This is a genomic window from Aliiglaciecola sp. 2_MG-2023 (assembly GCF_030548145.1).
GTDB lineage: Bacteria > Pseudomonadota > Gammaproteobacteria > Enterobacterales > Alteromonadaceae > Aliiglaciecola > Aliiglaciecola lipolytica_A.
Genome location: NZ_JAUORY010000041.1, coordinates 1 through 11,879 on the forward strand (window position 1 = coordinate 1; position 11,879 = coordinate 11,879).

General features: G+C 41.4%; 12 protein-coding genes and 1 pseudogene. 6 read left to right on the top strand and 7 right to left on the bottom strand.

From position 1 onward, the window contains the following. Positions 1-75: 75 nt before the first annotated feature. The 4 genes and pseudogenes from mutL to Q4567_RS21595 form a co-directional block, all read right to left on the bottom strand. Positions 76-789, bottom strand: a pseudogene (gene mutL, locus Q4567_RS21580) (DNA mismatch repair endonuclease MutL); the annotation flags it as partial. 42 nt (positions 790-831) lie between these two features. After that, entirely contained in the window at positions 832-2,121 is a 1,290-nt protein-coding gene (locus Q4567_RS21585) for an N-acetylmuramoyl-L-alanine amidase (RefSeq protein WP_216049834.1), read from the bottom strand. A gap of 53 nt (positions 2,122-2,174) precedes the next feature. Beyond that, complete coding sequence (gene tsaE / locus Q4567_RS21590; protein WP_216049767.1) at positions 2,175-2,633, bottom strand: tRNA (adenosine(37)-N6)-threonylcarbamoyltransferase complex ATPase subunit type 1 TsaE; 459 nt, start codon at positions 2,631-2,633, stop codon at positions 2,175-2,177. A 2-nt stretch (positions 2,634-2,635) separates the two neighbouring features. After that, positions 2,636-4,147, bottom strand: a complete 1,512-nt coding sequence (locus tag Q4567_RS21595; RefSeq protein WP_303502357.1) for an NAD(P)H-hydrate dehydratase — start codon at positions 4,145-4,147, stop codon at positions 2,636-2,638. Here Q4567_RS21595 and queG point away from each other — a divergent pair. Then, a complete protein-coding gene (queG, locus tag Q4567_RS21600; protein ID WP_303502360.1) occupies positions 4,141-5,292 on the top strand; it encodes a tRNA epoxyqueuosine(34) reductase QueG in 1,152 nt (383 codons plus the stop codon). The genes Q4567_RS21595 and queG overlap by 7 nt on opposite strands. Before the next feature lie 39 nt (positions 5,293-5,331). Here queG and Q4567_RS21605 read toward each other — a convergent pair whose 3' ends face one another. From Q4567_RS21605 to nudC, 3 genes are all read right to left on the bottom strand, one after another. Then, entirely contained in the window at positions 5,332-5,952 is a 621-nt protein-coding gene (locus Q4567_RS21605; RefSeq protein WP_303502363.1) for a hypothetical protein, read from the bottom strand. Then, positions 5,952-7,025, bottom strand: a complete 1,074-nt coding sequence (hemE, locus tag Q4567_RS21610; protein ID WP_216049833.1) for a uroporphyrinogen decarboxylase — start codon at positions 7,023-7,025, stop codon at positions 5,952-5,954. Before hemE ends, Q4567_RS21605 begins: the two co-directional genes overlap by 1 nt. Before the next feature lie 292 nt (positions 7,026-7,317). Continuing rightward, positions 7,318-8,139: an NAD(+) diphosphatase gene (gene nudC, locus Q4567_RS21615; protein WP_216049763.1), complete on the bottom strand. Its 822-nt coding sequence runs from the start codon at positions 8,137-8,139 to the stop codon at positions 7,318-7,320. Between the two features lie 217 nt (positions 8,140-8,356). Between nudC and rsd the strand changes: the two genes are divergently transcribed. The 5 genes from rsd to Q4567_RS21640 all read left to right on the top strand — a co-directional run bounded on the left by rsd (position 8,357) and on the right by Q4567_RS21640 (position 11,525). Further along, positions 8,357-8,812 carry a sigma D regulator gene (gene rsd / locus Q4567_RS21620; protein ID WP_216049762.1) on the top strand — a complete coding sequence of 152 codons (456 nt, stop codon included), beginning with the start codon at positions 8,357-8,359 and terminating at the stop codon, positions 8,810-8,812. Positions 8,813-8,838: 26 nt separating this feature from the next. Further along, complete coding sequence (locus tag Q4567_RS21625) at positions 8,839-9,270, top strand: transcriptional repressor (protein ID WP_216049761.1); 432 nt, start codon at positions 8,839-8,841, stop codon at positions 9,268-9,270. A gap of 84 nt (positions 9,271-9,354) precedes the next feature. After that, a complete protein-coding gene (locus tag Q4567_RS21630) occupies positions 9,355-9,819 on the top strand; it encodes a chemotaxis protein CheX (RefSeq protein ID WP_303502367.1) in 465 nt (154 codons plus the stop codon). Between the two features lie 7 nt (positions 9,820-9,826). Further along, positions 9,827-10,258 (top strand): secondary thiamine-phosphate synthase enzyme YjbQ, encoded by a 432-nt coding sequence (locus Q4567_RS21635; protein ID WP_216049759.1) that lies wholly within the window; start codon positions 9,827-9,829, stop codon positions 10,256-10,258. Between the two features lie 85 nt (positions 10,259-10,343). Next, entirely contained in the window at positions 10,344-11,525 is a 1,182-nt protein-coding gene (locus tag Q4567_RS21640) for an OmpA family protein (RefSeq protein WP_216049758.1), read from the top strand. Positions 11,526-11,879 lie beyond the last annotated feature (354 nt).

Genomic DNA, 11,879 nt, shown 5'->3' on the forward strand with positions numbered 1-11,879 from the left:
CTTCTCCGTTTGGTTTTGTCACCTATCAGAGTAGCCTAAAAGTTACGCTGATTGGGGAGGCTCAATGAGTATCAAGCCGTTAAGCCTTATCCCCTCATACTCACTGTCTATAGCAAGAGAGTTATCCGCAAAATCACTACCGCAAACCGCAGCAATCCGTTTGATATGCGACCCGTCATCCTTAATCGCTGGATATTTTCTAACCGTCTTGCCATTGTGTTTAAGGTTCAACGCCACATCAAATCGACTCAAGGCAATTCGCCTTATCACTTCATCAATATGGTTAAACTCGGTTTTTTCAGCGCGCAAAAATTTACGTCTAGCTGGCGTGTTGAAAAACAAATCAAGTACTTCAATGCTGGTACCTTTGGGGTGTGCAGCAGGCTGAAGTGTCACTTGCATGTCCCTTCCCTCTGCGCAAGCTTGCCATGCTTGATGTTGTTCTTGTGGTTTTGAAGTTAAGGTTAATCGTGACACAGAACTAATACTGGCTAACGCTTCTCCGCGAAAGCCAAGACTACAAATATTTTCTAAATCGTCGAGTTTGGATATTTTGCTGGTTGCATGTCTACTCAGCGCCAATTCTAACTCTTGCTGCGGGATGCCTTTACCATTATCGCGAATAGAAATACGTTTATGTCCACCTTTATCTATCTCAATTTCAATGCTGCTGGCACCTGCATCCAAGCAGTTTTCAACCAATTCTTTGACCACAGAAGCGGGCCGTTCAACTACTTCACCAGCGGCAATTTGGTTGGCAAGTTGTGGGGATAGAATTTGAATTGACACAGGAAACCTTTATTAATTTTTTGGGCGGGAATAACTTATTGTTTAGGTGCTTGGAATTGTCAGTACTTGACCAATCCTCACCGTATCATTACGCATATTATTTGCTTCTTTTATGGCGCTAATTCGCACTTTATAGCGTTGTGCCAATAATGATAATGACTCACCACTTCTGACTCTGTGAGTGCGTTTTTCAGAACGTGCGTTATTCGCCCATAGCGTACCATCTGGCGGGAGTTTTCTAAAATGCTGTTTGATTGCAGAAAATACCGAACTTGCTAATTTTTGGCGATGTTGATTCCAATTAAGGTTTTTTTCTTCAGTTGGATTAGAAATGAAGCCCACTTCCACCAGTATCGAAGGTATATCCGGAGAGGTTAGTACCGCTAAGCTGGCTGCTTGTGGCATTTTTTTGTGCAAGCTGGTCACTTGTTTCAATTCAGATATAACCATTTTACTGATGTCGTAACTGGTAGTTAACGAGTGGTCCATCGACATATCTAACAACGCTTGAGCTAAATAACGTTCACTTGCCGTATCTTGAATCACCTCGGCAGCGCCACCTAACAATTCAGAGTGACGTTCAGTGCGTTCCATCCATCGACCTAAAACAGAATTCGCTCTGCCCATAGATAAAACCCAAACTGAAGCACCTTTTGGCTGGGGAGTGGTAAACGCATCAGCATGAACTGAGATAAATAAATCAGCTTTGTTTTTGCGGGCAATATCTGGGCGTGCATTAGGCGAAATATAATAATCTCCAGTGCGTGTCATTACAGCTCTTAACCCTGGCTCAGCGTTAATCAGATCTGCCAATCTTTTGCTTACGCTCAGTGTGATATTTTTTTCATAGGTACCCGCTCTGCCAATTGAACCGGGATCCTCTCCACCGTGTCCAGCATCAATAGCAATGATAATATCTCGATCTCGAGTCGAGCTTTCTGAACTCATTACCACCTGCTGGGTGCTGTTCGAGTGGTCACTTAAATCTATCACTAAACGATTTTTATATGGCGCAGTAGGGGGTAACGCAAAGATTTCGGTATTCAATTTTCGATTTAGTTCGAGTACAACCCGCACTGACGAAGCATCTTTGGCAGAGCTGTACCTTATTTTTTTAACTAAATCGGATGATTTAGCAAAACTAGCAAGATCAATATCGCCCTTAGTATTCGCCAAATCGATAACTAACCGCTCAGGGTTTGAAAGGGTGAAATAGGAGTATTCAGGTTGCTCGGTGAGATCTAAAACCACCCGAGTATTATCCGGAGAAGGCCACAGGCGCAACGCTTCAATTGCATTTTGTGCAATACAGAAATGACTGATAAGCAGCATCAAAGTGCCGCTCAATATTTGAGCTATCAGTCTAGATACAGTATTCATCATTATTATTTTTGTAATATCTCTACAATTTTTTGCCCGACATCAGAATGGGAGGCTAGATGGATGCGCCTTCCACCAGCTTCGAATTCTATACTAATCTCTAAATCAGCTGTTGCCAATAGACCAGCGCCTTTATCGGGCCACTCAATTAGGCAAATGCAGTCTTCTGCAAAATAATCGCGAATTCCCATATATTCGAGCTCTTCAGGATCTGCTAAGCGATACAAATCAAAGTGAAAAACTCTCCAAGGTGGCACTTCATAAGGCTCGACGATAGTATAGGTGGGACTTTTAACGTTCCCAACATGCCCCAAACCATGCAAAAAGCCTCGACTAAACGAGGTTTTACCAGCACCAAGATCACCAGACAAATAAATAACTAAATGCTGGGTGGTCAGTTGGGAAATTCGTTTAGCAATATTGAGTGTAGCTGCCTCATCTGGCAAAAACTGCGTATATTTCATTTTCAATTAACTAGTTGTCTTAAATAATCAAATAAATCACTGGCAATCATACCACGTTGACCAAAGTTGTCCGCCACTAAATCGGCGGCCGCGGAATGAATGCAGGTGCCGTATAAGCTCGCATCAGTTGCTGTCATCCCTTGCGCTGCTAGAGATCCCAGAACACCTGAAAGAACATCCCCCATTCCTGCTGTCGACATACCTGGATTGCCATTTGCACATACATATGTGCCTAAGGGTCCATGAACAATACTGCCAGCACCTTTTAGAATACAATTTCCGCCATAGGTTTCGACCAATTTTGATGCCGCTTGATAGCGATCATTTTCCACACTTTCGATGCTTATATTTAGCAACCTTGCCGCTTCGGCACTATGAGGAGACATTATCAAATAAGATAAATTCAACGCGTGCAATTGCTGACTTAATAAATTTAAGCCATCGGCGTCAATTACTAGTGGTTTATCTTGATCAACCAGATAACTCAATAATTGATTAAAGGTTTCTTGGCTCCAAGTAGTTTGACCTAAACCAGGACCAAATACGATACAATCTGCCCAATCTAATAGCTGCAACAAATTTTCACTGCTAGCCATTATTTCTGCCCTCCCCTGCACAATCGATGACGCTGAACTGGGATGACAGTAAACCTTTACCAGCCCGGCCCCCGTGCGTATGGCCGCCTCAGCGGTAAGACGAATCGCTCCAGCCATCCCATTATTACCGCCGATACACAGCAATTTACCATTATTTCCTTTGTGGCTATATAAAGCACGTGAAGGTAAAGGAGCAAAGTCAGCGTATTCGACTAAGCGTGCTTTAGGCTCAGTGAGATGCGCAAAGGTTTCACCAATGTTCAATTCTTCAAATATTAAATTAGCCGATTTTTGTTTGCCGTTAGCGGTGACCAATCCGGTTTTTATACCAACAAATGTAATGGTGGTATCTGCATTAATACTGGCTCCTAGCGTTGCGCCTGTATTGGCATCAAGACCCGATGGAATATCAATACATAAAATATGAGCCGCCGATTGATTAATTCGCTGAATAACAGACTGATAGGCGGATGATACAGGTCCATTTAATCCAGTGCCTAAAAGTCCGTCTACAATTAGCTCAAAATGTTCGGTATCTAACAATCGAATATCAGCCACTTCGCCACCGCTGGCTACCCAACTTTTTTGCGCCAAAGCAGCATCGCCAGATAATTGTCGAGCCGGATCGATAGATGCGAGCGACACCTTATAACCATCATCCAATAACAGACTGGCAGCAACATAGCCGTCCCCGCCATTATTACCCGTTCCAACCACCACTAAAATATTGGTCTGATGATCGAAATGTTTCTGAATCCATTGAAATAACTTTTCGCCAGCGATCAGCATAACGTCGTAAAGAGGAATAGACATCTGTTTAGCCGCTTCCACTTCGCCTTCTCTTACACACTGCGCTGTATAAAGATTTTGTGATAACCTTTGTTCTGACAATTCTGCTTTTAAGGACCGCTGTGACACAATTATCTCCCGATTTTCTGGATAGGTTAGCCAAAAATATCAAGGAGTGGGGCAAAGCGCTAGGTTTTCAGCAAGTGGGAATTACCGATACCGATTTATCTCAACATCAGGCTCACCTCAAAAGCTGGCTAGACAAAGGCTTCAACGGAGATATGCAGTTTTTTGAGCGAAATCAAGAAAAACGCGCAGATCCAGCCAAGTTGCTCGAAGGCACTTTGCGATTGATTAGTGTAAGAATGGACTATCTCCCCCCTGACGCTAGTTTTGCAAAAGATTTAAAACGCTCTAAAACCGCCTACATAAGTCGTTATGCTGTGGGTCGTGATTACCATAAACTGGTGCGTAACCGACTTAAAAAACTCGGTGAACAAATCAAACAACAATTTGTTGATTTAGAATTTCGTCCATTTGTGGACTCTGCGCCTGTATTAGAACATGCGGTTGCAGAAAAAGCCGGTATAGGCTGGACCGGTAAGCATTCGTTAACGATCAATAAAGAAGCGGGCTCTTGGTTTTTTCTAGGTGAATTATTTGTCAATATTCCGCTCCCCGTCGACCAACCCGTGGAGCAAAATTGTGGTAGTTGCACAGCCTGTCTAACTATCTGTCCTACGCAAGCCATTGTAGAGCCTTATGTTGTTGACGGACGACGTTGCATTTCTTATTTAACCATTGAGTATGATGGAGTGATTCCTGAGCATTTCCGAACAGCCATAGGAAACCGCATTTATGGCTGTGATGACTGTCAATTGATTTGCCCATGGAATCGATACGCCCAACTGACCCAAGAAAAAGATTTTTATGGTAGAAAAGTCATTAAAGGCGCTGACTTAATTACGTTATTTTCGTGGGATGAAAAGCAATTTCTTATTAATACGGAAGGATCCGCCATCCGTCGAATCGGTTTCCAAAAATGGCAAAGAAATATAGCGGTAGCTATGGGTAACGCAGAATTCGACCAGTCTATTTTGGACGCACTACAAGCACAATTGAAAGATACTAGTGAAATGGTTTCGGAACACATTCAATGGGCCATACAACAACAGTTCGAACGCCAACAATCCGTGCCCAGTACGGCGCAAACTCAAAGACTCACAAAGCGACTAATTAGAAGTGTGGAAAAAGGTCTGCCAAGAGATGCCTGATTGATTATCTGTTGGGCTGATTAATGCGTGATCAGCGGCCTATTTATCTAAAAAAATGTGGAAATAAGTTTTTCCATCTTTGCTTGTAGTGGATGACGAGGTACCAACATAATCCCACCAATCAGAGCCTCGCATACCAGATATTATCTTAGCCCAATCTTGATGTTCACCAGCATATTCGCCAATCATTTGGCATCGGCTGTTATCACAATCAAGTCGATAAAGATCAATTAGTTCAGCATCTTGGTGTAAAGACAAAAAATCGCTGATTTGATTTTGTGCGGTTAAGTTGGTGTGGTTGGCAGAGTAATCCTGTTCGAACTCGACTTCTTTTAATTCTGTTAGTTGACGAGACAATTTCGATTGCTGAAATGCTTCACCTAACTCAGCTAAATCTTGATCTTGCTGGTTATTTTTATCATCTAACAAGCTAAGGTTTTCATCCTTGGCTTTTATTTGAATCTCGATTTCTTTGGTCGTCTGCTGATTCGAAGTGGTATGCGTATTTTCAGTTAGCAGCTGTTCGCTTTTCTGCTCAATTTCAACCAATACCTCGTTGTTCACAATGTCGCCGTTATGTTCCGATTGAACAGTGCCGAACCAATATCCAGCAAAGAATATTAATCCAGCACTAACCCATAAAACAAACGGCGATTTCATTATTTTGCAGTTTGGTGATAGGGCTTACTGAATTTATGCACCGCTTCCACAAATACACCTGCATTTTCAGGTGGCACATCTAGATGAATACCGTGGCCGAGATTAAATACGTGGCCAGTGCCTTCACCAAATCCAGCCAATATCGTTTTAACTTCTTCTTCAATGCGAGGAGCATCCGCGTAAAGAATGGACGGGTCCATATTGCCCTGTAACGCTACTTTATCGCCTACTCGGCGCTTAGCGTCTGCAATATCAATGGTCCAATCAAGTCCCACACCATCACATCCGGTGTCGGCGATTTTCTCAATCCATGCCCCACCATTTTTAGTAAACAATGTAACTGGTATGCGCTGTCCTTCATATTCTCTAATCAGGCCATCAACAATTTTGTGCATGTACTGCAATGAAAATAATTGATAATCTCTTGGCGTTAGCACCCCTCCCCAAGTATCAAATACCATTACCGATTGTGCTCCGGCTTTTATTTGTGCATTCAGATACGAAATCACTGAATCTGCAAGTTTATCTAGCAATAAGTGCAATGACTGAGGATCTGCAAATGCCATTTTCTTAATTTTAGTGAATGCTTTGCTAGCACCGCCTTCTACCATATAAGTGGCAAGCGTCCATGGACTGCCAGAGAATCCAATTAATGGCACTTCCCCTTTTAAGTTGCGTCGAATAGTACGCACTGCATTCATAACATAACCCAGTTCATCTTCAGGATCAGGAATAGGCAGCGCCTCGATTTGCGAGCGACTAGTTAATGGGTGTTTAAATTTAGGACCTTCCCCTGCTTCAAAATACAGACCAAGTCCCATTGCATCAGGAATAGTCAAAATATCGGAAAATAAAATAGCAGCATCTAAATCAAAGCGTCGCAAAGGTTGTAAAGTCACTTCACAGGCCAATTCGGCATTTTTACAAAGTGACATAAAATCGCCCGCTTCTGCACGAGTCGCTTTATATTCTGGCAAATAGCGACCGGCTTGGCGCATCATCCACACTGGGGTGACATCGACTGGTTGACGAAGCAAAGCGCGTAGATAGCGATCGTTTTTTAACTGCATGATTTATCCGTTTATTAAAGGGGTTAAGCCGAGCCAACAGTAATTTTTGTGAATTAGTGAGAAGCTCATTATTTTAAAATTGCGGCATAGTTTAGTAAAAAAGTGTTGTTGAGGGTATATTTATCGATTTTTAGTTTTTTATAACATATTTTAAAAATAATTCTTGATTTACGTTATCACCATTTGCTATAAAATAATGGTGTAAAAGTTCTAACAATTAAGAAGCTCGATTAACGAGCCCTCGACGCTAAAATATTACAACCCTGCTCAGCAGGGTTTTTTATTTCTAATAAGCTTAATTATCGGATTGCGCTATGCGTCGCAAGGTTTCTTCAATTAATTGACCAGCAATAGATATTCGCGGCGGAATTATTGGCAGCTGGTCAGGTTCGTACCAATGAGCTTCTAAAATCTCATCGCCATCAACTTCAATTTCTCCGCTGTCATGTTCAGCTAAATACCCCATCATCAAAGAATGGGGAAACGGCCAAGGTTGGCTGTCAAAATACTCAAGGTTCTTTACCTTAATCCCAACCTCTTCAAATACTTCTCGATGAACCGCTTGCTCTAAGCTTTCACCACTTTCTACGAATCCGGCTAAGGTAGAAAACATTTTTCGATCTCGTTGTGCTTTACCTTGTGCTAGTAATATTTTATTTCCTTTACGGATAGCAACAATTATACAAGGTGAAACACGCGGGTAGCAGCGATGCTGGCAATTAAAGCACTGGGTTGCCATTTCCCAATTCACTTGCTGCATCGCACTTCCACACTGACCACAGTAACGATGGGTTCGCCTAAACAATATCCATTGCCAAGCACGGGCGACAGTCTGGAACAAAGGAAAATTATTACCAAGGTAAATGCCACGGAGACTAATAGTTTCGTATTCTTCAATAACCAGCTGCTCATTGCCTACATCGACTGCTAGGCAGGGAGTTCCGTCGAACTCACCCAATGAAATGATTTGATCGTCGTAATGATGAATCATTGCCAGATCTTGCCAAGTGGCTCTTAGCAACTCTTGCTGTTCCTTATTTGCGACAACACGGTCGCCCATAAAAATAATCCACTGAACTTCAGTATTAACGCCGATTTCTTTAATATTTATTAGCATAAGTCACACACATGTCGTCTTTTAGAGACACCAAAACAAGGTATAATTACCACAATTTGAAGTCAGAATGATGAAATTAGTTTAACACGATTTCTAGCCTTTCTTGAAAGTCAGATGTTACAATTGATCTACGTCAATAGACTAAAGCATAGTTTAGTTACACTATTGCCAATGATATACTATGTTTCAATGAAATGGACTCTTGTAAGGATCTACAATGTTGACCAAAGTCGAACTCGCTAAGCAAAAATGGAGTGGCTACCATAAGTCTGTAGATATATGGTTGCAAGAGCGTCAAAAATTACTGGTACAATATTGTCAATTGGCGGGCTTGCCGCCGTTTGAGAAGCAAACTTCTGGGTTGCCGGAAATAAGTGAAATCAGGACCTTCTGCGAAACCTTAGTGGATTATGTATCCACTGGGCATTTTGAAGTTTATGATAAACTGGCTTCAGATCCACAAAAGAATAATAACGATCAGAGTCTTGAAAAGTCTATATATCCTCGCATTTCAGAGACAACTGAAGAAGCACTAGCGTTTAATGATTTATTCGCCGAAGTTTCCTCAGATAAGAATTTAGCGAATTTTGACGATAAGCTTTCGTTTTTAGGTCAACAACTAGAAGCACGATTTGAATTAGAAGATCAGTTGCTTCAATCCCTGAATAAATAGGGTTAAAAAGGACATAACTAGCTATAATGAATATCGATGCACAATTGTCTAGAGCTAAAGAATACTGTGAAGGTAAGGGTGCTCGATTCACAAGCCTGAGAGAAAAAGTCTATGAATTACTGTTGAACAAAAGTAGTTCTGTAGGTGCTTACGAGTTATTAGATGAATTAAAAGTGACTGAAAGCGGCGCCAAACCTGCGACTGTTTATCGTACCTTAGACTTTTTACTCGAATTCGGTTTGGTTCATAGATTAGAATCCACCAATGCTTTTGTTGCGTGTCATCATTTTGATTGCAGTCATCCAGTTCAGTTTTTAATCTGCGATAAATGCGGCTTAGTAAAAGAAATTCAGTCAGAAGGATTGAAAGAAACATTAGATAAACAGGCAAACTCTGTTGGATTCAAAGTGAGTAAACAAACGATTGAAGCACATGGAACCTGCGCACTTTGTCAGTAGTCATCCATTCCATCTTCATTTAGTTCTGGGTAAATTTGTTTTACTTCTGTAAATGCTAGAACGGGATAAGGAAACACTAGTTCTATGAACGCCGAATTCATTAAGCCATTTATTGCATCTTTTATAAATGTGTTGTTGACCATGGCTCAAACCGAATTGAAGCCAGGAGAAGCACTAGAAAAGGTCGACTCTAAGGCTTGCGGTGATGTGTCAGGTTTAATCGGAATGATTGGTGACGATATTAAAGGCTCTTTGTCGATCACTTTCGAGGAATCCTTAGCACTTGATATAATGAATAAAATGCTAGGCGAAAAACCAACAAGTGTAGATGACGATGTTCAGGACATGGTTGGAGAAGTTGTAAATATGGTTTGTGGTGGCGCGAAAAGTACGCTTGCTGAAACAAGTCAAGAATTTGGTATGGCCACACCTATTGTAGTTTTTGGTAAAAACCATACAATTAATCATCAGGTTGACGGCGCTAAATTAGTTATGCCGTTTACCAGCGAGGCAGGAAAAGCATATTTAGAAATATGCTTTAATAAATAGTGTCGCAATGTGGATACAGAAAAGAATAACAATAAGAGTCAAAGCAAGAGGGTTTCATTTAATTACCCAAGAAATCCTTGGACAGCTGCCTGAAATACGAGAGATGTCTGTAGGTATGTTGAATTTATTTATTCAACACACCAGTGCAAGCCTCACAATTAACGAAAATGCAGACCCTACAGTAAGAATTGATCTCGAAACTCAAATAAATCGGATGATTCCTGAAGGTTCGGAACATTACTTGCATGATATTGAGGGTGATGATGATATGCCAGCACATATTAAAGCGAGTATTTTTGGTAACAATTTAAATATCCCCATTAGCTCAGGTAAGCTGGAAATGGGGACGTGGCAAGGGATATACTTAGGTGAGCACCGAGACCATGGGACCCAAAGAAATATAGTGGCGACACTACAAGGACTCGAAAAAGACGTGTAAAAACTATATTTTTGACACGTAGAATTGACAATAATTTGAAAAATTTACTTTTAATTTAGACAACCACTACACACGGGATGGAAACATGAAAAAATCATTAATCGCAGCAAGTCTTTTAGCTGCTATTTCAAGTAACGCTTTCGCAGCTGAAGATTCTTCAGACAAATACTGGATAGGCGGCTTTACTGAGATTTATAAGCCAGATGAAGAGAAAAGCTTCGACTTTACTTCTTTTGATGCTGGCCTAGGACTAGGTGCTGAAGTTGGTGTTAGAGAAAGCGAGCACTGGGGTGGTCGTTTCGAAGTATCTAAAGTTAACTTACAAAGTGATGCTAACCTAGAAGATGACAGCGCAATACGTTTCGGTATTGATGCAATGTATTTCCTAGATGACGACCTAATGTATATATTTGGTGGTTTGAAACATATCGATATGGTTGACTCTGGAAGTATGGCTAACCTTGGTCTTGGTAAGCACTGGGACCTATCTGAAAAAGTTAAGCTAATTACTGAAGTAGCTGCTTACCATGATTTCGGACAGGCATACAATGACGTAAGCGCTAAACTAGGTTTAGCTTACACATTTGGTTCTACTGGTCCTAAAGCTCCTGGTGATGCTGACCAAGATGGGGTTAACGACAATCTTGATCAATGCCCTAACACTGCTATCGGTGCACGAGTAGACAGCAACGGTTGTAGCATAGATTTAGACGGCGACGGCGTATTGAATGACATTGACCAATGTCCAAATACTCCAGCTGGTACACCTGTAGGTGCTAAAGGTTGTAGTTTAGAACTTGATAGCGACCAAGATGGCGTTCTTGATAATGTAGATCAGTGTGCTGACACGCCTCTTACAGATAAAGTAGATTCAATGGGCTGTAGTGTTTTTGAAGAAGTAGAAGTTCGTGAAACACTTAAAGTAACTTTTGCAAATAACAGCAGTGTTATTCAAAATCCGAAGGATCCTAAGTTCCAAGAATTCGCTGATTTCTTGAATCGTTTCCCGAATACTCACACTACAATTGAAGGTCACGCTTCTGCACCAGGTCGTGCGGATTACAACATGACAATTTCACTTAAGCGTGCAAGAGCAGTTAGACAATTGCTTATCGATGACTACGGTATTGATGCAAGCAGATTGAGCGCTGAAGGTTTTGGTGAAACTCAATTATTAGATACAAGCAATACTGCAGCAGCACATAAAGTGAACCGTCGTATTGAAGCTGTTGTAACAGCTACTAAGAAAGAAAAAGTATTACGTTAATACGCAATATTTACGTTAAAAGCGGCTTTTAAGCCGCTTTTTTTATACCTGAAATTTAATCATGATTTGGCATCGGTGTTTACAAACACCTGTAGGACGGGATTTATCCTGTTGGAAATACAACAGCGACCGATGGACTAAAGCCCATGGCTACAAACCCCTGTAGGACTGGATTTATCCCGTTGGAAATACAACAGCGACCGACAGGCTAAAGCCCATGGTTACAAACACCTGTAGGACGGGATTTATCCTGTTGGAAATACAACAGCGACCGACAGACTAAAGCCCATGGCTACAAACCCCTGTAGGACTGGATTTATCCCGTTGGAAATACAACAGCGACCGACAGGCTAA